Origin of the sequence: Pseudoalteromonas rubra, from assembly GCF_005886805.2 — a bacterium.
GTDB lineage: Bacteria > Pseudomonadota > Gammaproteobacteria > Enterobacterales > Alteromonadaceae > Pseudoalteromonas > Pseudoalteromonas rubra_D.
Genome location: NZ_CP045430.1, coordinates 628,781 through 651,557 on the forward strand (window position 1 = coordinate 628,781; position 22,777 = coordinate 651,557).

General features: G+C 46.1%; 22 protein-coding genes and 1 pseudogene. 11 read left to right on the top strand and 12 right to left on the bottom strand.

Going from position 1 to position 22,777, the window contains the following annotated elements; all coding sequences use genetic code 11:
- Positions 1-363 precede the first annotated feature (363 nt).
- Positions 364-2,373, bottom strand: a complete 2,010-nt coding sequence (locus tag CWC22_RS21785; protein WP_138539151.1) for an alpha-amylase — start codon at positions 2,371-2,373, stop codon at positions 364-366.
- Positions 2,374-2,734: 361 nt separating this feature from the next.
- Between CWC22_RS21785 and CWC22_RS24650 the strand changes: the two are divergent.
- From CWC22_RS24650 to CWC22_RS21815, 7 genes and pseudogenes are all read left to right on the top strand, one after another.
- Positions 2,735-2,887, top strand: a pseudogene (locus CWC22_RS24650) (helix-turn-helix domain-containing protein); the annotation flags it as partial.
- A gap of 30 nt (positions 2,888-2,917) precedes the next feature.
- The gene (locus CWC22_RS24495) at positions 2,918-3,166 is read left to right on the top strand and encodes a hypothetical protein (protein ID WP_228553166.1); all 249 of its coding nucleotides are present in this window, start codon (positions 2,918-2,920) and stop codon (positions 3,164-3,166) included.
- A 172-nt stretch (positions 3,167-3,338) separates the two neighbouring features.
- Entirely contained in the window at positions 3,339-4,448 is a 1,110-nt protein-coding gene (locus CWC22_RS21795) for a DUF418 domain-containing protein (protein ID WP_138539152.1), read from the top strand.
- Between the two features lie 382 nt (positions 4,449-4,830).
- Positions 4,831-5,289, top strand: a complete 459-nt coding sequence (locus CWC22_RS21800) for a hypothetical protein (protein WP_125557810.1) — start codon at positions 4,831-4,833, stop codon at positions 5,287-5,289.
- A 77-nt stretch (positions 5,290-5,366) separates the two neighbouring features.
- On the top strand, positions 5,367-6,203 hold the full coding sequence (locus CWC22_RS21805; RefSeq protein ID WP_125557812.1) for a DUF692 domain-containing protein: 837 nt from the start codon (positions 5,367-5,369) through the stop codon (positions 6,201-6,203).
- Positions 6,196-7,005, top strand: coding sequence for a DNA-binding domain-containing protein (locus CWC22_RS21810; protein WP_138539153.1), 810 nt, complete (start codon positions 6,196-6,198; stop codon positions 7,003-7,005). Before CWC22_RS21805 ends, CWC22_RS21810 begins: the two co-directional genes overlap by 8 nt.
- Before the next feature lie 8 nt (positions 7,006-7,013).
- On the top strand, positions 7,014-7,439 hold the full coding sequence (locus CWC22_RS21815) for a hypothetical protein (protein WP_125557816.1): 426 nt from the start codon (positions 7,014-7,016) through the stop codon (positions 7,437-7,439).
- On the opposite strand, the gene CWC22_RS21820 is transcribed toward CWC22_RS21815, so the two are convergent.
- From CWC22_RS21820 to CWC22_RS21840, 5 genes are all read right to left on the bottom strand, one after another.
- On the bottom strand, positions 7,423-8,742 hold the full coding sequence (locus CWC22_RS21820; RefSeq protein WP_138539154.1) for a sensor histidine kinase: 1,320 nt from the start codon (positions 8,740-8,742) through the stop codon (positions 7,423-7,425). The genes CWC22_RS21815 and CWC22_RS21820 overlap by 17 nt on opposite strands.
- Positions 8,732-9,430 carry a response regulator gene (locus CWC22_RS21825; RefSeq protein WP_138539155.1) on the bottom strand — a complete coding sequence of 233 codons (699 nt, stop codon included), beginning with the start codon at positions 9,428-9,430 and terminating at the stop codon, positions 8,732-8,734. Before CWC22_RS21825 ends, CWC22_RS21820 begins: the two co-directional genes overlap by 11 nt.
- Positions 9,431-9,784, bottom strand: coding sequence for a hypothetical protein (locus CWC22_RS21830; protein WP_138539156.1), 354 nt, complete (start codon positions 9,782-9,784; stop codon positions 9,431-9,433). It abuts the gene before it with no gap.
- A complete protein-coding gene (locus CWC22_RS21835; RefSeq protein WP_171045122.1) occupies positions 9,774-12,416 on the bottom strand; it encodes a reprolysin-like metallopeptidase in 2,643 nt (880 codons plus the stop codon). Before CWC22_RS21835 ends, CWC22_RS21830 begins: the two co-directional genes overlap by 11 nt.
- A 199-nt stretch (positions 12,417-12,615) precedes the next feature.
- Positions 12,616-13,389 (bottom strand): hypothetical protein, encoded by a 774-nt coding sequence (locus CWC22_RS21840; RefSeq protein ID WP_138539158.1) that lies wholly within the window; start codon positions 13,387-13,389, stop codon positions 12,616-12,618.
- Between the two features lie 188 nt (positions 13,390-13,577).
- On the opposite strand from CWC22_RS21840, the gene CWC22_RS21845 reads away from it, so the two are divergent.
- The 3 genes from CWC22_RS21845 (at position 13,578) to CWC22_RS21855 (ending at position 15,752) form a co-directional block, all read left to right on the top strand.
- Positions 13,578-14,672: a sensor histidine kinase gene (locus CWC22_RS21845; RefSeq protein WP_230090701.1), complete on the top strand. Its 1,095-nt coding sequence runs from the start codon at positions 13,578-13,580 to the stop codon at positions 14,670-14,672.
- The gene (locus tag CWC22_RS21850; protein WP_125557830.1) at positions 14,665-15,300 is read left to right on the top strand and encodes a response regulator; all 636 of its coding nucleotides are present in this window, start codon (positions 14,665-14,667) and stop codon (positions 15,298-15,300) included. Before CWC22_RS21845 ends, CWC22_RS21850 begins: the two co-directional genes overlap by 8 nt.
- A 155-nt stretch (positions 15,301-15,455) precedes the next feature.
- A complete protein-coding gene (locus tag CWC22_RS21855; RefSeq protein WP_125557832.1) occupies positions 15,456-15,752 on the top strand; it encodes a hypothetical protein in 297 nt (98 codons plus the stop codon).
- A gap of 44 nt (positions 15,753-15,796) precedes the next feature.
- Here CWC22_RS21855 and CWC22_RS21860 read toward each other — a convergent pair whose 3' ends face one another.
- Both CWC22_RS21860 and CWC22_RS21865 read right to left on the bottom strand, forming a co-directional pair.
- Positions 15,797-17,278, bottom strand: coding sequence for a hypothetical protein (locus CWC22_RS21860; RefSeq protein ID WP_138539160.1), 1,482 nt, complete (start codon positions 17,276-17,278; stop codon positions 15,797-15,799).
- Positions 17,279-17,412: 134 nt separating this feature from the next.
- Positions 17,413-18,210 carry a substrate-binding periplasmic protein gene (locus CWC22_RS21865; RefSeq protein ID WP_230090702.1) on the bottom strand — a complete coding sequence of 266 codons (798 nt, stop codon included), beginning with the start codon at positions 18,208-18,210 and terminating at the stop codon, positions 17,413-17,415.
- 124 nt (positions 18,211-18,334) lie between these two features.
- On the opposite strand from CWC22_RS21865, the gene CWC22_RS21870 reads away from it, so the two are divergent.
- A complete protein-coding gene (locus CWC22_RS21870; protein ID WP_138539161.1) occupies positions 18,335-19,216 on the top strand; it encodes a tetratricopeptide repeat protein in 882 nt (293 codons plus the stop codon).
- A gap of 67 nt (positions 19,217-19,283) precedes the next feature.
- Here the strand turns inward: CWC22_RS21870 and CWC22_RS21875 are convergent, their stop codons facing one another.
- The 4 genes from CWC22_RS21875 to deoD all read right to left on the bottom strand — a co-directional run bounded on the left by CWC22_RS21875 (position 19,284) and on the right by deoD (position 22,772).
- Positions 19,284-19,742: a nuclear transport factor 2 family protein gene (locus tag CWC22_RS21875; protein WP_125557838.1), complete on the bottom strand. Its 459-nt coding sequence runs from the start codon at positions 19,740-19,742 to the stop codon at positions 19,284-19,286.
- Positions 19,743-19,871: 129 nt separating this feature from the next.
- Positions 19,872-20,612: a ferredoxin--NADP reductase gene (locus CWC22_RS21880; RefSeq protein ID WP_138539162.1), complete on the bottom strand. Its 741-nt coding sequence runs from the start codon at positions 20,610-20,612 to the stop codon at positions 19,872-19,874.
- 92 nt (positions 20,613-20,704) lie between these two features.
- Complete coding sequence (locus CWC22_RS21885; RefSeq protein WP_138539163.1) at positions 20,705-21,694, bottom strand: tetratricopeptide repeat protein; 990 nt, start codon at positions 21,692-21,694, stop codon at positions 20,705-20,707.
- A gap of 376 nt (positions 21,695-22,070) precedes the next feature.
- On the bottom strand, positions 22,071-22,772 hold the full coding sequence (gene deoD, locus CWC22_RS21890; RefSeq protein WP_010380169.1) for a purine-nucleoside phosphorylase: 702 nt from the start codon (positions 22,770-22,772) through the stop codon (positions 22,071-22,073).
- Between the last annotated feature and the right edge of the window lie 5 nt (positions 22,773-22,777).

Sequence of the window (22,777 nt, forward strand, 5' to 3'; positions counted from 1 at the left end):
GTCATGGTTATGCAAGCTGCATTTTCACTTCAAAAAAACTGACCTGAAGAATTTATTATTCAAGCCTCTGTTTGAACTGAAAATTATATATCCATCTCGTTTTACATTCGTTTACGTTAACGATGAGCTGATACTGTCTCAGCAACTCAATCTGCGTGGCAAGTGCAATTACAATCAAATATGGACGGTAATTAGTGGCTTGAACGATGCCGATCGCCCTACGTCAGTACCTGTTTATATCAATAGCTTTTGGAGTAACTCGAGGGCGCTTATTCATTCTCGTAAACCTCAATGGCACCGGTAAAAATGCGGCGGTCACCAGGGAGTATGACCGCCGCCAGACGTAACTTAGTGGTTTAGAGATTAAAATGCGATGTAACTCGCAGTGGATTGGTTGAATTCAAACACCGAGATCTGGCCACAGCGCGCAAAATGGTTATTGCTGCTGTAGGGCGTGTTAGCCTGATTAATATCACCTTCCCAGCCCTCGCCATTTTTAACAAAGGCTTTGATTTCAAACCAACCATTGTGGGATTGACTACAATCCATGTCCACATCCAGCATCCAGTAGTGCGCACCCCACTGATTCAACGGGGTTTCACCGTAACCATGGCTTTCTACCGTTGCTTTGGTCCCCCACTCGGCAGGCCACAAATTAGTTGTCCAGTCTAGTGCGCTGCCCAGAGCTTCCGCACTTTGGCCTGATTCAGCTCCATGCCAGTCCAGGTAGTTGTCACCCTGTTTCCAGCCTTGTGTGGTCGGGTTTTTCAGGTTGTTGTGGCGAACGGGCATCGCACATTGCAGCGGATCCTGGTCACAGTTGCGACCCAGGGAAGCTGCGAAGGTATGATCCAGCCCACCACGAACAAACAGATCCTCACCTGCGGCCGTTTCAGCTTTGATAAACACGACTGTTCTTTGCCAGTCGCCTACCGGCTCAGTCGGCGTGTCCCCCAGCTTGCTGTTATGATGAATTGCCACAGCATTCATTGCGCCAATGTTGATACTCGACAGCCCATTTTGATCAACCGAGATTTGATTACCAAGGCACGTATCGCCCGCAGTATTCTTACCACCGCTGAGGACATCACAGTAAACGCCAGCAGTAAGACCGGTTTGCAGCGTCTGGTTCAGGCTAAAACCTTCACGGTTTATGGCCACAAACCCTTCATCACCACGGGAGAAAGCTATCTGGTTATTACCATTATCCCACCAATTATTTACTGTCCAGTGGCCTGTGGTATTGTTTCTGAAGTCCATGGCACCTGCAATCATGCTGCGGCGATGTTCACACTGCCACTCATTGGCAAAGCAGTTTAAGGTGCTGCCCTGGTGCACAAGACTACCCGGCGGTCCAGCATCACCGTCATGGTTAAAGTCATAACTCGACATTACCTTTGGATAGCCATATGGGTAGGCCAGCATAAAGACATTGGCCAGATCATACAGTGCACCATCTTCATACGTCACCACATTACCGGCACCGCCATGGCCTCGCTGGTTGTCATGATTATCAACAAATACCACCGCAAGATAACTAGGCATCATGTCCCAGGCTTCACCAAAACTGCTCAGCCAGGCCAGTTTACCGGACTTGAAGGTGTCACCCAGCTTGGTGCTGTACTTAAACTCAGTAACCAACCCATTTGCAAAATACTCATCAGCGCGTACTGCCTGCCCTCCCTGATCAATTACCTCCTGAAACACCAAAGGGTCGCCACTCACCTTGCCCATGATGGCGGCAATATCCGATGACGCCATGTGTTTACTGGCATCCAGTCTAAATCCAGCGACCCCAATACCAACCAAGTCATTCAAATAACCTGCCAGTGTATTTTGGACATACGACGCGGAGGTGTTGAGATCAGCCAGACCTACCAGCTCACAGTTTTGTACCCGCCAAGCGTTATTGCCATAATCGGCATCATTTATTGCACATGTTTCGTGAAAGTCCTGTGGACTATAGATTGGGTAATGCTTGTCGCCAAATGTACTGCCCGCAACGCCTGTGCCGCTGCCGTGTGCCATATGGTTAATCACAGCATCAACATAAATATCAACACCTGCGGCCTTACAACGCGTCACCATATCAATAAATTGAGCACGGTTACCGCTACGACTTTCTAGCTGGTAACTGACAGGCTGATAACGTGTCCACCAGGGAGCGCCGGTAATGTGTTCACTGGGTGGCGAAACCTGTACGGCGGCGTAACCTTTTGGGCCCAGAAAGGTTTCACATTCGGTCGCAATATCCTGCCAGGACCATTCGAATAAATGAACAAAGGTTGTGGGGGTGGCCAGTGCCTGAGCAGACATGCCCAACCCCGCGGCGATGAGTGCTGTGTTCAGCACTTTGAGTGACTGTTTAATCATTGTATGTTCTCTGTTGTTGTCATAACGGTAATGTTTACATCACGGTAACAATATAGAGAGATCCGATTAAACGTCTATTGAATACGTATGCAATAAAACGTGCCTGCACTTACACTGCAAAAACAGGTTAAAAAAAAACCTTACAAGCCTGTGAAGCCCACGATTGTAGCCCTAAAAGCCCCCGGTAAATCTGTCTTTATTCCAGTTAACAAGGCACCGTTTTCTGTCCAAGATGACATATCTGGTGATAGCTAACTATATGAAAATTATACTTTGTCACAAAAAAGTCGGTGCAAACCCCTTGCTTATGCTGAGGCTTATGGATAACACTTTTCGACATCACTTTGCAGCGAGTAACACTATGATCCTCAAACAACTCAGATTAAGCAAGCACCTGACTCAGGCTCAACTGGCTATGATGTCTGGATTAAATATTCGCACAATTCAGCGGATAGAACAGGGTCACACTCCAAGTCTGGAGTCTCTAAAATGCCTTGCCGCTGCACTAGACACTGACATCAGCACATTACAACAGGAATCATTTATGACCAATAAACATGCATCACCACGGCCACTGTGGCTACGGATTTGGTTTTTCCTAGGAACATTTCAACGCCAGCCTGGTAGATCATTGCTCATCAGGCTTGAGCGTATTTTACATGGTTTTGGCTTGTTTTTTTGCTTGCTGGGACTCATAAACGAGGCAGCCCTTGCTGGCGGTTTGCTTTTGCTCATCAATGGATACTTTATTAGTTATTGCAAATATATGGGTGACAAGTTCGCTATCTGGTGATAATGCGATCCTCCGCATTGTTAATCACACAATCAGCTACGTCTTCAAACCCCTCTGGGACACGTATCAATAATTCGTACCTGTGTCTGTTACAACTTTATACATTTATTTACGGAATATTCCGCCCACTCCACTTAACTTAAACTCACCAGATATCCTAAAAGGAACAAAGATGAGCGCGCGGATCCATGGTATTGACCTTGCCAGAGCATTGGCAATTTTTGGTATGGTGGTCGTTAACTTTAAACTTGTTATGGGCGCAACAACTGGCAACCCGCAGCTGCTGTCATTGAGCAGTTTACTGGAAGGTCGTGCCGCAGCGCTGTTTGTGATACTGGCAGGTGTCGGGCTGACATTGAGCGCTCGCAAAGTGCAAAACCACAACCTACTTCAGCGAAAACAACTGCAAAATAAAGTAATCATGCGTGGTATTCTGCTACTTTGCCTCGGGCTACTTTATTTGCCCGTCTGGCCAGCAGATATTCTGCACTTTTACGGCTGCTACTTTATTCTGGCCTCATGGCTATTGTTCGCTTCTCATCGCACGCTACTCACACTGTGTGCGGTGATTGTCTCCACTTTCCCTGCACTATTGCTTATCATTGATTACTCCAAAGGCTGGCAGTGGGAAACACTCACTTACCTTGACTTATGGACTCTGGATGGCCTGATCAGACGCATTTTTTACAATGGCTTTCATCCTGTGTTTCCCTGGGTTGCCTTTCTATTATTTGGTATTTGGCTGGGCCGTCAACCTTTGCATAACATCGCCACACAGAGAAAACTCTTTGTTGGCGCGCTTGTTATTTTAATCGTGGTCGAGGGTATATTTTACCTGTTACGCACGCTTGCTGTGGAGGCAGGAATGCAAGATCAAGATATCACATTTTTGCTGAGCACCGGACCAATCCCACCTCTGCCACAATATCTTGTATGTGCCACTGCCAGTGCTGTGCTTATCTTAATAAGCTGTATCAAGCTGGCCCAGTACTTTGCGCATACAACTATACTTAAAGTGCTGGAACAAACCGGAAAGTTATCACTTACTTTTTATATAACACACGTAATTATTGGTATGGGAATCTTGGAATCACTCAACATGCTTGGTAATCAGTCAATTGAAATGGCGCTATTTAGCAGCCTGATTTTTTGCCTGTCAGCGTCGTGTTTTGCCATGCTATGGAGTCGAAAGTTCACTCAGGGGCCGATTGAATGGCTGTTCAGATACCTCATTAATCGGGCTGAGACTTATTCTGGTCACTTTTTCTATGCTCGAAAATAACATGCGAGGTAAATTTTTGGAGCGATTATAATAAGCATCGTGAAGTTTAATTAGGAGTTCTTTCACAAAAACAATAACCAATTGATAAATATAGCATTTACAATAACTAAATGTATTACTTTCCTGCCCTGAACAAGTTCAAATACCGACGTTCAGGTACGTGTATTTTCTTTGTTCGGACAAAAAATTTTCGACTACACTGAAATGAATTTCATCTGACTCAGGTCTTGTCGTTACAGCAGCATGTTCAGGTAGTTAAACACTACCGATAAGTACGGGCATGAACATGCTGCTGAACTACCTGTTGAATAAAAGAGAGTTGTTATTTTGGGTCAGGTAACCGCCACGCTCAGTTTGGCACACACTCAATGAGGAAGATAATATGAAAGCACTAACGGGGGCCGCGATGGCGGTCATGGTTGCAGGCCTGGTAGGCTGTAACTCAACAGACAACACGTCATCCAATACAGCAAATGCAAATACCAGTGGTACGAGTACCGATCTGGTTCATTGCTATGATGTTAACGTTTGTGGTGGCCATAATGACTGCAAAACCGCAAGCAATGCCTGTTCAGGACAAGCCAGCTGTAAAGGGACCGGCTTTGTTGCTATGCCAACTAAAGCATGTGCAGATGTGGGTGGTAAAGTAAAAGATAAGTGGGTTGGTTCAGTAGCCAAATCTGACCTTGTAAAGTGCAATGACGTCAACATTTGCGGTGGTCACAATGACTGTAAAACCGCTAACAATGCCTGTGGTGGCCATGCCTCCTGCAAAGGTACTGGGTTTGTAAAAATGCCAGCCAAAGCATGCCAGGACATAGGTGGCAAAGTCGACAGCTAACAAACTAGCCTTGTGTCAGCAGGCAGACACCTGATATGCCTGCTGATCCTAACCTCTTGCTTTAAACGGAAGACACATTGAAAGCTATACCGCCTTATCTGGGATTTGGCCTGGGACTCAGAACCTGCTATTTCGAAGACATTATCCAAACTCAGCCGGACGTCGACTGGTTCGAGATAATCTCTGAAAACTATTTCGTTGATGGCGGCAAGCCATGGCATTACCTCGATCAAATAAAAGAGCGCTACCCGATTGCAATGCATGGTGTGTCTATGTCGATTGGCAGCACGTCAGCAATAAATTTCGAATATCTTGAGCAGCTTAAGCGCACCATTCAACGCGTCAACCCAGTGTGGATTTCTGACCACTTGTGTTTTTCATCTCTTGGTGAATTTAACAGCCATGACTTACTGCCACTGCCTTATACAGAAGAAGCCCTGACACATTTATGTGAGCGTTTACACGTTATTCAGGATTATTTAGAACGCCCCGTTATCCTCGAAAATGTCTCCAGCTACCTCACCTATCATCAGTCCCAAATGACTGAGTGGGACTTTTTATCGGCATTGCATCAGCAGTCTGGCTGTCAGTTTTTGCTTGATATCAATAACGTCTATGTCAGTGCCAGAAATCATGGTTTCGACGCCATGGATTATCTCAACGCGATCCCTCAGCAAGCGGTTGCGCAGATACATTTGGCCGGACACAGCGACTTCGGCAGTCATATTGTCGATACACATGATCAACCTGTATGCGACGCCGTCTGGCAATTGTTTCAGCGTTACACGCAATCAAGGCCGGCGGTCAATACCATGATCGAAAGAGACGATAACTTCCCTCCTTTTGAAACTCTAATGGCGGAGTTGCACCAGGCAAGAGAACTTGCCCCGCTCAGTTGGAGGTCCAATGGCTGAGTTAGCCCAACTTCAGCAAGCATTTGTTGCAATGCTCACAGGCACGAAATCAGATTTACTCAATCAGATTGCTCCCCAGCCAGGCCTAAGTATTCAGGACAGAGCTTCAATCTATCAAAATGCCTATCGTATTCGCCTGACCAAAGTACTGGAACAGGACCATGAAATGCTCGGCCTTTACTTAGGCGACGACTTATTTGATGACATGGTGAATGGATTTCTTGCTCAATATCCATCCACTGATCCATCTTTGCGACACTTTGGTGATAGACTTCCCGAGTTTCTCGCGGATCACTCCCCTTTTTCTGACCATGGGATACTGAGCGAAATAGCCCAGTTTGAGCGCCTCTTGTTGCAGGCTTTTGATGCACCGGATGCACCTCGCCTGACAATGCAGGCACTGCAACAGATCCATGCTAATTTATGGCCCAATGTCGTTTTTATGCTGCATCCAAGTGCGCGATTACTCGCGTGTCAATTTTCCGCAGTTGAGAGTTGGCAGGCACTGAAACAAACAGACACCCCACCACAGGCTGAACTTGCAACCAGACACTATTGGCTGATTATTCGCGAGCCCGATTTACGCACCGCATTTCATCCGCTCTCTCACAGTGATTATATATGTCTGACTACCCTGAAAGAGGGCCTGCCTTTTAGCTTCGTCTGCGAAGCCGCAGCCAACTTGCATCAGGATACTGAAGCCGGCACACAAGCCGTTATGCAACTGCTGCAAAAAGCACTCAACGCAAATTGGCTTAGCCAGTATCAGCTTCCAAATCCTATCCAGGCTCCCTCGAAATAAGGCGTTTTATGAAACTTAGTGAAAAAGTCCGTCTATATCAGATGAGCCTGATCGCCAGTATGTTATTTGCGTTTGTGGGCTTTACTTACAACGCCTGGCGACTTGAGGTCTCCGAACAAAACAATAATATACGAACGGCTTGTTTCGAAATGCTTAGAGAACTGGCACAACTTGAACAGCTTATCTACATCGCTCATTATGATCAGGACAAAACACAAGGCAGCCCGAGAAAAGGCTGGGTAAGCGTAGGCTTAATCAATGATTTCAGCTACCTGACCAACGGTGAACTGCAACAAAGTGCCTCCACACTCAAAGCTACCTGGTCTGATAACTGGCAAAATATTTATGCCAGTACCCAGGCTGTTGATTTGGTGGTTAAAGATATTGACACTGTCCGCGGTGACATCAAACAATTGCTTAATGAACTGGATTAACCGCGCTTTTCGTAGTTACACGCTTTGGCAGCCTGATCTCAAAACATGCTCCGCCCAGATCTGTGCTTTCCTCACTCACACGCACAGTACCATCATGCTTGCTGACAATTGACTGGACTATCGCCAACCCCAGTCCACAACCTCCGGAATCCCGAGAGCGGCTGGGATCAAGCCGGGTAAATGGCTCAAAAATACGCGCCTGTTTTCCCGGCGGTATGCCTATTCCATCGTCTATAACACGAACCACCAACTCGCCAGACTGCTCCCTGAGCTCAACGCAAACCCTCTGCCTGGCAAAACGACCTGCATTTCGCAATAAGTTGGTGAACAGTCGCTTTATCAAAGCTTCATCGCCTTGCCAATGTATCTCTTGCGCATCCAGTTCAAAGTCAACCTGAGGATAAAAAGGGGCGACCTTGTCCAGAGTTTCCTGCAATACAGAGCTCATTTGCAACACAACCTGTTTTGGTTTTACTGAGTTGTCTTTCACTCTGGCGTAATACAACAACTCACTGACGAGGCCTTCCAGATCCTGTAGTGATTGATTCAGACTGGTATGGAGCGCCTCTCTCTCCTCCTCTTCTGCATCTTCCAGCATATCCAATGCAAACTGCATCCTGGCCATAGGACTACGAAACTCGTGCGCCACACCATGTAACAGATCTCGCTGCAACGTTATTCTCGCCTCACCTTCATTTAGTTGTGCGTCAACTAATTGCGAAAGCTGTTGCAGACTGCTCTTCAGATCCTGAGGCTGGCTCAGCGCTACGGGCATTTGAGCAAGTCGTTCAGCCAACACATTGCGCTCTTTAATATTCAGATACCAGAAAACGAGGAGTAAAAGCAGGTTAAGAAAGGCCGATATAAGCCAGTCAAACCAATCAACCAAGTAATAATAGACATCCTGATCAACCAAAGGGCCGATTTCGAGCACCTCATTATCGTTCAGCACAAAATACAGTGTGGCATTTAAGTAATCGACCAGCGCTTGCTGTTTCTCAAGTTCAGCAAATTCGCTCAGCTGCGACTGTGAATAAAAGTCAGCATTGCGCCTCACCACCAGCGCCTGAGTATCGTACCGTGCTTCAAGACGCATCTGCTGTTCAGATAACGAGAGTGGTGCAGGTTGCGCAAGTTCAATTTGAACTTTGGCCCCAACTTCATCTAAAAACTGATTTTGCGTTTCGATATATCGGGTTTCAATCTCAACAAGTAAGGTATCGCGCACTGTCAGAGCTACTACACTATTGAGCACAATGGCCAGGGCGATAAATACGCTCAGCCGTAAAACATTAACTTGCAATCAGGTATCCTTTATTTCTTATTGTTTTAATAATTTTAGGCTCTTTTGGGTCATCCCCCAGTTTCTTGCGCAGCCTGGAGATGCGCAAATCAATTGAGCGGTCCATACCATCAAATTCAAGTTTAAAGATAGTGCGATACAGTTCATCGCGCGACAATATCCGGCCCGCGGAGTTAGCCAGTAACCATAACAGTTCGAATTCAGCACTGGACAGCAAAACCTCTTTGTCACCGCATGTTGCTTTGCGTTTTGCTAAATCAACACAGATTTCGCCATCATTAATTGTTCGCACAGTCTGACTGGTTTGTGTCACAAGCATGTTATGGCGTCTTAATTGTGCCCGAACGTGCGCCAATAAGACTCGAGGTTTAACGGGCTTACACAAATAGTCGTCAGCACCAACTTCCAACCCGGTTACTTCATCAATATCGTCTACCAATGCCGTCAGCATAATAATGGGCCCGGTAAAACGCCCCCGGATCTGACGGCAAATACTCAGGCCATCTTGACCCGGTAACATTAAATCGAGTACTAGTAGATCCGGTGCGAACTCTTCAACGCGCGCAACAGCCCCATTTCCCTGTTCATAACAAGCGACATCATATCCATTTTTTTGCAGAAATTGAGACATCAGCTGCGTGAGTTCTCGATCATCATCTATTAAAAGTATTTTTTGTTGTGTCGTCATTTACAACCTGTTTAAACACGCATCATATATTTTAAGGTTATATGCTCTCGCGTACTGATAAGCTTCTGCTCGTGCTGCTTTATCTGCTTCACTACGCAAGGTATCTCCGCTGCCTGGCATCGCTTTTACACCACATCGGGCCTCAAGCGCTTTAAATTCAAATTGCTCGAAGCCCGGCACCACAGGTCGCCGGCCTGTGGTGTAATATAAACGGAAATCTTGCTTATCCATTGCCCCCGCAAGTTCTTGTTGAAGCTTACTATCTGAAGCAGTCTCTTGCTGATTCATCCCCTGACATCCCGCTGCCAATCCCGCACTGAGTAAAGCACTCAGAACGGTTAATTTACCTTTCATTTTTTTTCACTCCTAACCTACAGCAAGCGCCAACGATCAATAACCAAAGCAGTACAAACAACGTTCCCCCTGAACCACCATCATCCAGAGATTGAGTAGGAGTCTGTGGATCCGGTTGCGGATCGGGCTGAGGATCTGGTTCGGGATCTGGCTCAACTGGTGCAGCCTCAACAATGACCTCAACACTACCAGATGCAGTGCCTCCATTACCATCACTGACGGTATAACCGATTGTATCAGAGCCAGAAAAATCGGAGCCGGCCGTATAGAGCAAACCGTTAGACGCAATCGTGACCGTACCGGTTCCCTGATAATCCACAGCAGAGATACTCAGCACATCACCATCAACATCCGTGTCATTGCTCAATACAGTCAATAATACTTGCTCTGCCTGAAACTCCACATTAGCACTGTCGTTTTCCACAACGGGTGCATCATTAACTGCAGTAACCGTTACCTCTACGTTAAATCGTTCACTGTTTTGATTGTCCTTTGTTGCAAATGCCGCAACATTCAGCGTGCCATTATAGTTTTCATTCGGGATCACTGTCAGATCTGTATAGGTATAGTTATCACCGGGCAACAGAGTGATTAAATCAACAGCCAGCCCGAGCTCAAAGTTAAGATCTTCTTTTTTAATCTGTACACGGTCATCTTCCGCAACAGAAATCGGGCTTTGAGATTCAAACACAGGCACTATCGGATCTGGTGGGCCATCAGAATTGATTGTAAAGTTGCCGGAGTTAATCGCAAAAAAGATATTATCGGTGCAAGCAACCCGAACTCGGGCGGAGTTAGTGCTAATTGCAGATGTGATCAATACTTCCTGTTGCCCGTCATTATCGACCCCATTCGCCAATGATGTGCCAAAAGTCACACCAGCATCGGTAGAAAGGCTAATGGTCACTCTGGAACAAGAAACCGGAGCATTCTGGGTATTCGCAGTATCCCAGGTCACAGTGTGTGTGTCAGTTAGCCACTGGCTACTGCTATCAGGCTGCGTTACGGTGAATCCATTTTGCGAATCAACCACAGTCACCTGCATCGTATCGCTGGCAACATGCCCCTGACCATCTCTCACTGCCAGACGAAAGTTAAGGGTGCGACTTGTTGTAGGGTACACCTCTCCATAAGCCACACTATTTGACAAAATATCAATTAATTTAGGAAAGGTTCTGACCGGATCCATTGTTGGATTAAAGACCCGAAACAAAGGCCCCGACCCTGAGTCAATGGCATCCTGGCTCGCACTATTTGTAGCCGACCCTAGGTCGAACTGCTGCCAACTGTAGCTGAGTGTATCTGAATCAGTATCGGTTGCGCTGCCTGTTAAAATGAATGGCGTGCGTGCGGGTATTGTAAAATCGCTACCGGCATCAACCACTGGACTTTGGTTAGTCAGGTTAGTACGGGCGCCACAAGTACTCCCAACCCCCTGACGCGTCACTGCAACCATTTGCTCAATGGAATGCAAATGAAAGAAGGGATCTGAATTCTGCTGTAAATCTTGTTCACCGCAGATACCTGTGTACCCCATGATTGTCGAACCACTGCCCGGCTCATAGGCTGATAAGCCGGAGCGATTGCCCTGACAGGCGCCCACCAAACCATTAAAAGTATGTTCAGCACCTAGCTGATGACCAATTTCGTGAGCTACATAATCGATATAAAACGCGTCTGTTTCAGGTATAGGGCTGCCAGTCAAACCAGCCGCTTTCTGGGTTGAGCAAACCACCCCCAGCCCGGCAACGCCTCCCCCTGAGGTTACCACCAAATGTCCAATATCATAATCCGTGTCACTCATGACGTTTTCAATCGCTTGTGAAATGGTATCTCCGTTGATGTCCTCATCCGTATTTGTAAATGGATCCGTGTCAGCATCCACAAAAATGATCTGGTCATTGTTAGCAACCAGCTGAAATGTGACCCCAAGATCCCGCGCATAGACCTGGTTCACTCGATTTACCATAGTCACAACGGCAGCCAGACCTAGCTGACGTGTACCGCCATGATAAGCGGTATATTCTCCCGTAGCTGCGACAGCAAGACGGTAGACTATTTGTTCACTGATCTGGCTGGTTTGCATCAGCCCTTCTGGTTTATTTGCCATAGAGTCAGATATACCTGGAAAGCGAATTGCGCGGTGACGTTTGATGTCTTGAGCATGGTCATGATGAACCGCTGGATTAAAAACATAACTACGATAGTTGTTTAACGCCGACTGAGGGTCAATGTAAACAGTTTGCCCCTGGTGTTCAAACATCCCATAAAACCCTCTCGGTGACAGATCAAAGGTGCCCTGATTTTGAGGCTTTCCTACTTCAACACCTTTAAACGTCCTAATTTCTGGATACTTCTTTGCCAGCTCGGGTGCCATCACCTGGTTCGGTACCAGGCGAAACGTTACAAATTGCCCATTTGGCAGCGGCAAAACCATATCTACCATGTTTAGCGTTTGGAGTGTTGCTCTGACGGATGCTATGTCTAGCTCTAGGTATTGCTCAGTATTGTCAGACTTAAAATACTTGTCTTGTTCAAGCATAGTCCAGTGAGTCTGGCCGATTAAATGGACCGCCAATGCACTTTGGCAAGTAAGAAAAAGCATCAGGCATATCAGTGAGAGTTTATTCATAGTCAGCCCCGTCGGATTGTTGTCATTGCGGTCATAATTCAACCATACAACTACAAGCATAGACGGTCAGTAACCATTTGTAGGCGCTTTGTATCAGGATTGATAAATGTACCCAAACCAATTACTTAATTTGTCAGGTACAGGTACAATTATCTAAGCTGGAAAATACTGCATTTCAGCACAACGCACCTATAAAGGCTCAGAAGGTCGCAGCTTGATGGGCTAAATTGTCCTTTGCGGCAACCCGATAACGCTGCTGATATTTACGTTTAGCAAAAATAAGCCCAAGGGTTCCTAAAACCGAAGGGGCCAGCCACGCCAACAATATTGCCTGCTCCCCCAATACCTCAACAAGCAAGTAGCGGCCACCAACAGCGCTGAACGCTGTGTAAACACCAATACCCGAACCAATCATTGCGCTAAGATGTTCAATAATCCATTGGCGCGGCTTTACTGTTTGGGCAAAGGTATAGCGCATCATCTTAATTGCCACAATCATACTAATAATACTGAACGCCAGATATAACACCTGACCACTTTGAGCGCCCAGATAAGCAACGTATAACGCACTGACACACAAAGCAAAATAGTTGAAAAGCATATCAGGGCGCTTTACTGTCAGGCGCGAAGCCTTATCCTTAAGCACGCGCATACCATGCATAACCGACGCCAGAACCAAAAAGGACAGCATGAGTAAAAAGCTGGCTCGCTCACGCGCAGTATTTATAAAGTCAGCCTGATTTTGTGCCTGAAGATAAGCTTCCTGATAAACGGAAATGGGATCGATCAAAACCAGTGTACAGCACAAAATCCCTGATAGAGAGACAAGCTGCATACTATAAGCATAAGCTTTACCTGACAGATTGTGTATTTTCCCCCCTTTTTTAGCCAGGATTGGTGCCCAAAATAAAAGTAATGCACAGCTACCCACTATGATGTGAATAATTAAAGAAAATTGATGAAGGTATTGCATAATTGTTAGCTCCCTAGTTGATGTTCATCCAGCTTAGGGAAAAATAATCCGACCTTCATGTCACTATTGTCACTAACAACTAATGACATTCGTCATGCTTCTTTTCTGACTCTGATCTGATATAAGTACATATTATAAATAATAATTATGATTTTATTGTGCAGCCTTACTTTCAATACCAACCTTCTATGCTTACAACCGCACTCGTGACCTGGTGCGCGGTTGCTGTACCAAGTCTGCTTGCCTTATCACAGGCCTCATTCTGGGCCTGGTTGCCACATCTGACCTTGCTACCCTTAATTTTGCTGGTCACCAATGAGTCCCGGCACAGCTATGGTTATACGGTCAGATACTGGCTACTGGCGATAATGGCTTTACTGATCCACAGCACGGGTTTTTTACTGCCGTCATCGGTATACCTAATTTACAGCGTAATGCTCATCGCCATTTTGACCTTTTATTTATCACCGGCTCAGTCATACAGCTACATACTATTCGCTAGCATTGCCTACCTGCTGATCCAAAAACTCTACTGGCAACACCCATGGCCTTGGGTAGAAGCGATGTTATTTGCCTCATTTCATTTATTTTCCTACGTGGTAAGCCATCGCATGCAGCAAGAGCGAACGGCCAAAGAGCAAGCACAACTGGCAAACAGTCAATTGCTGGCCACGCAATCGCTACTCGGACAGTCCGTATCAAGACAAGAACGATTATTACTGGCAAGAGAACTACATGATGATGTGGGTCATCAGTTAACCAGTTTGATCGTTAACCTTGATGTTGCCAGAAGAACCGCACAGGAACCTCTAAAGTCTCAGCTACAACAAAGCTATACACTTGCCCGTGAAACACTGGATAAGATCCGCATGCTCGTCAGTGATAAGCGCACCGAGCAGTCACTTGACCTCGAAGCGGTGCTCACTGAGCTGATCCATCACGTACCCCGGGTCCATATTTCATTGCAGTTTAACGCTCATCCCGTATTACAAAGCTTAAGCCATGCCCATTGTATCCTGCGAGTTTGCCAGGAAAGTATCACCAATACCCTTAAGCATAGTAACGCCACGCAGGTCAATATTGAATTTGGCCCGTCAGCCAGCGCAGAGTTTAGGATGCAAATAGGTGATAACGGTACAGCTGCGCCACTCATTAAGCCTGGCAATGGACTACTGGGTCTACAAGAACGGGTTGATGAGCTTGGGGGTCAGTTTGATTGGCAAAGTTCACCAAAAGGCTTTATCGTGCGAGTTCAGTTTAAGGAAACACACCATAATGAATAGAATAAAGGTTCACTTGGTCGATGATCAAGCTTTAGTCAGACAGGGCATGCAGGCACTACTCGCACTCTGTGAAAACATTGAATGTAACAGCAGCTCAGCAAACGGGCTGGAATTTATGAATCAGTACAACGCAGGCCTGATTGATGCAGACGTTATCTTGCTAGACATGCGTATGCCTGAACTCGATGGGGTTGGCGTGCTGGAGCAGCTTAATGCCATCAGTGAATCACCCAAAGTATTAATTTTGACCACCTTCGATGATACTACAAAGCTGCAACAGGCCCTGCAACTGGGTGCCAATGGTTGCATGCTTAAAGACGTCGAGTTAGAAGAACTAGAAGCAGCGATTAAAGCAGTATACGAGGGAAAACTGGTTATTCAACGTGCTTTAAGTAACGTATTTAAACAGGCTGAATCAGCATTGGATGAGCTCACAGACAGAGAAAAACAAATACTTGTCCTCATCGCGCGTGGGCTATCAAACAAAGAAATTGCAAGCCAGCTGTTTAAAGCGGAGGGGACTATTCGCAATCATGTTTCAAATTTACTGAGTAAGCTTCAGGTCAGAGACCGCACGCAAGCGACATTAAAAGCAGTAGAATTGGGTCTGGTAAACCAAAACAGCTAGATCCAGAAATGAGCAAAATGTGAGATATAACCTACCCAATTGGTAGGAGAAATAGGTTAAATCTGTAATTTACTTGTTTTAGGAACAATTCACTTGCAAGTTTAGATCCCAAACTCTAAAGTACAGTCTGGTTTTATTATTGCATTGGACGCACTATGACTTACTTAATCAGATGGATCGCTGGCATTGCCCTGCTTACATTGGCAATGCTGACCCTATTTAAAGGACAGTGGTTAAATTCCGGCTTACTGGCTACTTTGGGCATACTGACATTTCCACGTCGTAATCACACGCAGTTAGACAACGCTGCAGGCTATGGCCAACAATTGTACCAAAAGCACCTGGTAGCTGACTCCAATCAACGCTCTACTACCATACCTTATCTGGTGGTGTGTATTTCAGTGGTATTAGTCGTCGTGCTATATCAGCTTCTGTCCGGTTCAGCTGCATAAAGCCTGCGCACCGGCTGACCTTATGCAATGAGTGCTACGAAGCCCTATTTAAGCAGGTCGGTGCCGTTATGAAACTCCAAAATCATAGTGTCACCGGCTGCACACGAGCTACCCTGAATGTAGCGGCATACATCTAAGCTATCCCTTCTCGATTGCTGGATCTCCAAAACTTGTGTCTCCAGTTCACCCTCAAGATGCAGCTTACCGTCAACCACGGCAAACTTGCCCTGAATATTATTCGGCGCTTCTTTCGCGTAAACATACTCCCAGACTCCTGTTTCTGACGGCACCATCATGAAGTAATATAGCGCAGACTCACTCCCAGATTTGAAAGTAAGCATTGTCTGACCAAGCCACGAATAATCAAACGCGGCTACGCTTTGATATGGCTTTAAATCGAACTTAACAATTGCCTTACCCATAAAAAAATGCGGGCCAGCATCGACCAACTCAGAGTCTGTTTGCACTGAAACGTAGAGAGCTCCTTCGTCCTGCGCCAACAGCTTTAACGTAAAAGTACAAGACACATAACAAGTATCATCGGGACAGACGGGGACCGTACCCAGCTGAGGGTGAATAATCTTCTGGCGCTCTATTTCACCAGCCTGATTAAATGACCAAACTGCGCTCCCGAAAGCCACATTGGGAATATAAACGTGATCCTCAAAGTAGTCATAGCGAACTGCGCCACGCAACCAGGTACCCACCGTATTCTCATAATTGAAGTGCGTTTTCTGATCTTTAATCATCAACCCCGTGCGCAACAACGGCGCTTTACCTGTATGACTTGTGGCTTTGATCACAACACGTAACCCAACCCCTGCCAATAACTCTGTGATCCTCAATACAAGTTTCTTTTTAATACCATTTTGCCAGTATTTCAGCACCAGACGATTGCCCTTAATACGCCATTTAAAGCGGCTCACCGTCTTATCATGATGCGTTATTTGGCCATCCCCATTAGCAAAAAAATTCGCTTCGACAGCACCAAATGCAGGTATATCAAACTCTTCATACAGGATGTAATCAACCGCGGGAAGCACCCAAGTTCCCTCAGTAAGATCAACTCGCCAGTCTTGCATTGACTTAGCTGGCACCAGGGTTCCGGTAAAGTGCTGTACCTGCGTTTCAACCACTTCCATCGTATCCGTTCGCACTACCCGCATGTGTTGTGCAAAGGAAACACCTTCCTCCGACGGAAAAACATGCACCTGGTATATTTCTGAGCGATATTCAACGCCCTGATCTTGATATGCCCAGATAAGTTCCGGTGAGGCCAGGTTAACTTGTAATCCATCATCGACTTTACTCCAGCTTATCTGGCTTTCAGTTTGCCGTGCGTATTTTCCCGTGCCATTTTTGGCCAGAACAAGTTCATAGGTGGGACCAGTCGAACTATTATCGTAAAGGAAAAACTTGCCTTTATTAATATCATGCAATTCAGCCAAGCTGGTTGCGACGCTGGAAAAGCTCAAACCAGACAAGATACCTAGTATGATGGAGATTAAGATTCTATATACGTTCACTTCTAACTCCTTGATGTTATTATTTTATATATGAGCAACACGCACAGTGCTGCCAATTCACTGTGACAGAGTTGAAATGCTTGTTCAAGTTTTAGACAGAAGCGTTTGGTGGGTCGTGTGATAACAGGCTTATGTTATGGGCCAATATAACTGCGGTTATGATCAGCCAAGGCACGGCGGACCTTATCTATAATTTGACTGTCTGTATCCGGATTAAATGCCAGACAAGCTCTCTCGCCGGAACGATCTCGCACCTCCAGTGCAGAAGTCACCACCTCATAAGGCTCTTCAATCAAACGCAGGGCCTCATAGATGGTGAATTCCGTAGTCATAAGAAAATCTACCCGACCCGCTAGTAGTTTTTTGACCAGCGAACTGGGATCAGCAGACAGATCCAGGTTAACTCCGCCCTTAAACCCCCTCGCACGCAGATATTCGTGGGTCACACTGCCTCTGACCAAAGCAATAATATAGCGTTTAGCATCATCCAAAGACTCAACTTGTATGTCATTTCGTGTAGCGAGGCGAAACAGGTGTTCTTTGACTGGCCTTAACAGAGGACAAGCCCACTCAAACCGGGCCTCACGGTCTGGCGTGCGAAAAATAGAGTAGATCATAGTGTTAGGTTGAGTTTGGGCAATTTTCATGGCTCTGGTCCAGGGAAACACCAAAATTTCATAGCTGATCCCGGCAGCGTCAAGCACTTCCCGCACCTTTTGAGTGGCACGTCCATCTACCTGCCCCTGCGCGTTGGTAAAGTTGTAAGGCACCCACTCTTCCGTGACAACTTGAAGTTGAATAGTCGGTTCTGATTCTGGCACTATGACGGGGCGCGGCTGCAGATGTGGATGAGCAGCTACCAGACGGCAGGCAAAGATAGCAACAGCCACTACGGAGCAAAACAATAACTTAAAGATCGTGCAATACCTCATGCAATCTACTTAACCTCAACCCTCATTGTATTGACCAAATAGCACCCAACCATACCTGATGGTTTTGCAATTTCTAAGCCTCTCATGCACCATGCTAGACTAAACTCTCAAACAGATCACTGCTATGCTAAAAAATATCCTTATTTTCGTCACTTTGCTCTATTGCGGCGCACTCGCAGCAAATAGCGCTCAGCCTGCTCCCGTCTTAACCGAGCAACAGCAGCAACAAGTATTACAAAGGCTGCAAGAGCCAATGTATCGCCCATTAATGGAGCGCTATATTTTAGACGAGCTAAAATCCTTACGGCAGGATCAACAAAAGCTGCGTGAGGATGTCACTTTACAGCTCACCCACAAACAGCTTGATGCTGCCGATCGCGCACTGACCTATACCACGGATACCATCAACAATGTGCTGTTCATCATCACAGCCACTGCCTCACTGCTCGTGTTGGTTGGCTGGAATTCATTACGGGATATCAAAAATAAAGTTGAAGAAACGGTCAATGACAGAGTCGGAAACATCACCGAAGAATATGAACAAAGGCTCAGAACGCTTGAAGAAAAACTCAAAGAGCGCTCAGAAGAAATTCTCAACAACCAACGAAAAATCACGATTACAAACGAAATTCACTCGTTATGGATGCGGGCAAATCTTGAAAGTGACATGCATGGCAAAATCGAGATGTACGACGAAATCCTGAAACGTCACCCCGATGATGTTGAAGCAATGGTTTACAAAGCCGATGCACTGCTTGAATTGGAACAAACAGGGCCCGCTATTAACCTTTGTAATCAGGCACTTGAAATTGATAGTGACTACGGCTATGCCTATTGGCAACGCGCCTGTGCCTATGCACTGCTGGATCAATATGCTGATGCGATTGCCGACATAAAAATGGCCCTGGCTTACTCGCCAAACCTAAAGAATGAGCTCAATAACGAGCCCTCATTTCAAGTTTTGGAGACAAACCCGAGCTTTAAGGAATTGGTTGAGCACTGGTAGCGGCACTCATCTGTGCTGAGGCTATGTACCTGAAAAACACTGTGCATAGCCTTGGTGGTTGACACACTTAACGAAAAAACACGACCTTTTTAATTTTGCCGTTTTCAATTTGATAGCTGGTCACAAATTCCGAGCGTTTGTCCACAACACCCGCCTCCTTACTGCAAATCTCCGAAGTTTCATGATCAATCACGATGGAGCCATGCGTAATGCGCTTAATTGAGGTAGCTTTAAGGCAGTGCATTTTCTTAAACATTAGCCCATAACGCTCGATCAGTTTTTCTTTTCCCGTAAACATCAAGGTTTGCGGATACATGTAAAACTCAACATCTTCGGCATATAACTCAATAAACTTGCGTATGTTTTGCGCGTTATACGCCAGAATAAGCTTGTCGACCACAGCTTCTGCCGCCAGTTCCTGCTCTGTCTTTGTTAACTGATAATCGCTGGCCTGTTCATCAAGCGCAGGGTTTGCCGACCCAATAATTGAGTAAACCAATCCAATCAGTACAAATAGGTATTTCATAAATTACCTTTTCATGGGACTAATTGGCGTGCACGATAGCAAATTCAGTTGCCAGAATACAGAATCAGGCCAGTCCATTGGGAAGTTTTGCGTTTCTAAGTGTCAATATTCGAGTACATTGCCTGACGCTCACCAATATTGCTCTACCGTAATATGCCCAGGTTGTGCCCGCCGGTTACGAGCAAAGCCCATCGTCTGTAATAATGTCGTCGTGTCTTTCACCATTTGCGGGTTACCACACAACATAAATTGGCTGTCTGCTGGCAGCTGCTCAAAACCACAATGGCGGCACAGCTCTGCGCTCTCGAGCAGGTTTGTCACTCTTCCGGACAGCGTATGCGCCGTCTTCTCCCGACTAACTAAGGGCACATATTTGAACTGCTTAAAGATTTTTTCGGTATCCAGTAGCATGTCCTGATAGCACAAATCCTGTGCATGACGCACGCCGTTGACCAGTACAACCCGATCAAAGCGCTTCCACAGCTTTCCATCGCTCAGCATAGACAAAAAAGGGCCTATCGCCGTACCTGTACTCAGCATCCACAGTACACTGGCATCTGGTACTTCATCCAACGTGAAAAACCCACTAGGCTTGCCTGCCACTAAAATATCATCGTCTATGTCCAGCGCTGCCAACGGAGCTGACAATTGTCCATCTGGCACTTCAATTAAAAAGAACTCAAGTAACGGGTCCTGAGGCGCGTTCACAAAAGAGTATGCGCGCGATACTTTTTTGTCTTCAACGGGTAATGCCAGTTTAGTAAACTGACCAGCTGTGAAAGGGTCTATGTCAGCCGCAACTTTGATACTAAACAAGCTGGGCGTCCACCACAGCTTTTCAACCACTTTGCCATTCACCCAGTTCGCCATACTTGCTCCCGATAGTTTTCTTATACCTGCACCTTAAATCTGGCATAAAGTGAGGTAAAAACAAATTTTTATATGAATCAAGCCCGCTAACACTACATCCCTTTACACCAGCGTTTGGCCAGTGCACTCGAAAGCTGAGGTTGCTCAGCGCTATTTCGAACAGGTCTTGCCACAGCCTGATTTAGACTAAAACGCGCCGACAACAGCATAACAAACTCGATATAGTCCGCCGCAATTGTCTCTATATCCTGCAGTTGCTGTCGTTGTGACTGATTCAGATTATTAGCAGAACTATATGACCGGAAGGTGTCGAGCCATTGAATAAACCTCCCTCCTTGCTCTGTCAGCATGTCGACCTCCAGAATGCTCAAGGCGCGCAGCTGATCATATGCTTGCGTATCATTTTTGGCCAGCGCAACGACCAACATGTTTGCCACCACAGCCTGTGCATTGCGTTTATCTCCCACAGCCAGATAGTGTTCACGCGCTTGCTGATACGCGCGCTGCGCCTCATCATAGCGTTTGAGCTGCAAAGCCGTATTGCCTTTAGCGACATGCAATCCGGCTAGGATAATGCTCGGTAGGTACTTTTCCTCAATTCCCTGAAGTAGACGAAATCCAATCGCTGGCTGGTCGGCATTGCGATGTACTATCGCAATATTGATTTTAATAAGCGCTCGTTGATCGTGGCTGTTGGCGTATGTTAACGCACAACGATAGTGCGTCAGTGCGTCTTCAGGTTGCCCAACCTTACGATAGGCAACGCCTATGTTATTTATAACATTAAGCTCTTTACCCGTAACGTGAGAAGATAATCTTCCCGACTGAAGTATTTGAGCGACCTCTTCGACGAGTTTCCAGTCCTGTACCCTAGTTGCAGCCATCAACAAATAGCGATATGCCAGTGCCGCCTCGGCGCAGGTTGCGCGCTGAAAACGCTCCTGATTGCTTAAATACGTTTGCACAGCTTGTTGAGGCTGGTTAAATGCTTGTGATTTCAGCAACTCTATCGGCACATTACAGGATGCTGTTGTTGACAGGGCCATTCCCCAGGATAACAACATAGTCGGAAAAACTATCATCTCAGACCTTAATATAAAACCGCATACCCTGAGTATATAGCTAACTGGTAAGATTAAACGCCAACCCGCATACATTTATTTCAGTTCAGCGAATACTGAGAAGAAATAAAATGACAAAATGTCTGCAAGGAATGTTCAACGAAAAACTATTCTCGAAACAGGCTCTTTAATTTGGTAAAGGCATATATCATTGTCGCGCCTCCCCGGATATTCAAGAAAATGAATAACACAAGACAGAGGGCAATAGATTTCAGATAAAAAAAAGCCGCACTAGGTGCGGCTTTTTGGGTGTGATTCGCGTTGTTTTAGGCGTGTCTCCAAAACTCTGCGATTACGTTACCAAGGAACAGGGAGATCCTGGGCAGGACCAAATTTTTTAAATTGACTCAAGGGCAATTTTAACCATTTCATTGAACGTGCTTTGACGCTCTTCTGGTGGTGTTGCTTCGCCAGTGATTACGTGATCGCTCACCGTAAATAGCGCCATTGCTTTTGCACCATACTCGGCAGCAACACCGTACAGGCCAGCTGTTTCCATATCAACAGCCAGTACACCTAACTTATCCAGTTCAGGGTAAAAGCTGCTGTCAGCCTGATAGAAAGTGTCTGTGGTGTATACGTTACCTACTTTTGCTTCAATACCCAGACGGCGAGCAGCGTTAACACCATTCTCAAGCAGACCAAAGTCAGCAATGGCAGCAAAATCAAAGCCTCGTACGCGAGCGCGATTTACATTTGAGTCTGTACTTGCACCTTGTGCAAAGATCACGTCACGGATTTTAGTATCCTGGTTGATACCCCCACAGGTACCAATGCGAATTAAGTTTTTAACACCAAAGCTGACAATCAGCTCACGAGCGTAGATAGACATGGATGGAATACCCATACCAGAGCCCATAATACTTACTGGTTTACCGTTATAAGTGCCAGTAAAACCGAACATGTTGCGTACGTCCGTTACCTGACGTGCGTCTTGCAAAAAGTTTTCAGCAATGTACTTGGCACGCAGTGGGTCCCCTGGCATTAGCACCGTTTCTGCAAAATCACCTGGGTTAGCATTAATATGCGGAGTACTCATAACAT

Bases quoted from the DNA above. Each gene is read 5' to 3' on its own strand.
- CWC22_RS21810 (WP_138539153.1), top strand. From the start codon at position 6,196: ATGGCTGAGTTAGCCCAACTTCAGCAAGCATTTGTTGCAATGCTCACA.
- CWC22_RS24495 (WP_228553166.1), top strand. From the start codon at position 2,918: ATGACCAATAAACATGCATCACCACGGCCACTGTGGCTACGGATTTGG.
- CWC22_RS21850 (WP_125557830.1), top strand. From the start codon at position 14,665: ATGAATAGAATAAAGGTTCACTTGGTCGATGATCAAGCTTTAGTCAGA.
- CWC22_RS21845 (WP_230090701.1), top strand. From the start codon at position 13,578: ATGCTTACAACCGCACTCGTGACCTGGTGCGCGGTTGCTGTACCAAGT.
- CWC22_RS21795 (WP_138539152.1), top strand. From the start codon at position 3,339: ATGAGCGCGCGGATCCATGGTATTGACCTTGCCAGAGCATTGGCAATT.
- CWC22_RS21870 (WP_138539161.1), top strand. From the start codon at position 18,335: ATGCTAAAAAATATCCTTATTTTCGTCACTTTGCTCTATTGCGGCGCA.
- CWC22_RS21855 (WP_125557832.1), top strand. From the start codon at position 15,456: ATGACTTACTTAATCAGATGGATCGCTGGCATTGCCCTGCTTACATTG.
- CWC22_RS21865 (WP_230090702.1), bottom strand. From the start codon at position 18,210: ATGAGGTATTGCACGATCTTTAAGTTATTGTTTTGCTCCGTAGTGGCT.
- CWC22_RS21785 (WP_138539151.1), bottom strand. From the start codon at position 2,373: ATGATTAAACAGTCACTCAAAGTGCTGAACACAGCACTCATCGCCGCG.
- deoD (WP_010380169.1), bottom strand. From the start codon at position 22,772: ATGAGTACTCCGCATATTAATGCTAACCCAGGTGATTTTGCAGAAACG.
- CWC22_RS21875 (WP_125557838.1), bottom strand. From the start codon at position 19,742: ATGAAATACCTATTTGTACTGATTGGATTGGTTTACTCAATTATTGGG.
- CWC22_RS21835 (WP_171045122.1), bottom strand. From the start codon at position 12,416: ATGAATAAACTCTCACTGATATGCCTGATGCTTTTTCTTACTTGCCAA.
- CWC22_RS21800 (WP_125557810.1), top strand. From the start codon at position 4,831: ATGAAAGCACTAACGGGGGCCGCGATGGCGGTCATGGTTGCAGGCCTG.
- CWC22_RS21825 (WP_138539155.1), bottom strand. From the start codon at position 9,430: ATGACGACACAACAAAAAATACTTTTAATAGATGATGATCGAGAACTC.
- CWC22_RS21885 (WP_138539163.1), bottom strand. From the start codon at position 21,694: ATGATAGTTTTTCCGACTATGTTGTTATCCTGGGGAATGGCCCTGTCA.
- CWC22_RS21815 (WP_125557816.1), top strand. From the start codon at position 7,014: ATGAAACTTAGTGAAAAAGTCCGTCTATATCAGATGAGCCTGATCGCC.
- CWC22_RS21880 (WP_138539162.1), bottom strand. From the start codon at position 20,612: ATGGCGAACTGGGTGAATGGCAAAGTGGTTGAAAAGCTGTGGTGGACG.
- CWC22_RS21830 (WP_138539156.1), bottom strand. From the start codon at position 9,784: ATGAAAGGTAAATTAACCGTTCTGAGTGCTTTACTCAGTGCGGGATTG.
- CWC22_RS21840 (WP_138539158.1), bottom strand. From the start codon at position 13,389: ATGCAATACCTTCATCAATTTTCTTTAATTATTCACATCATAGTGGGT.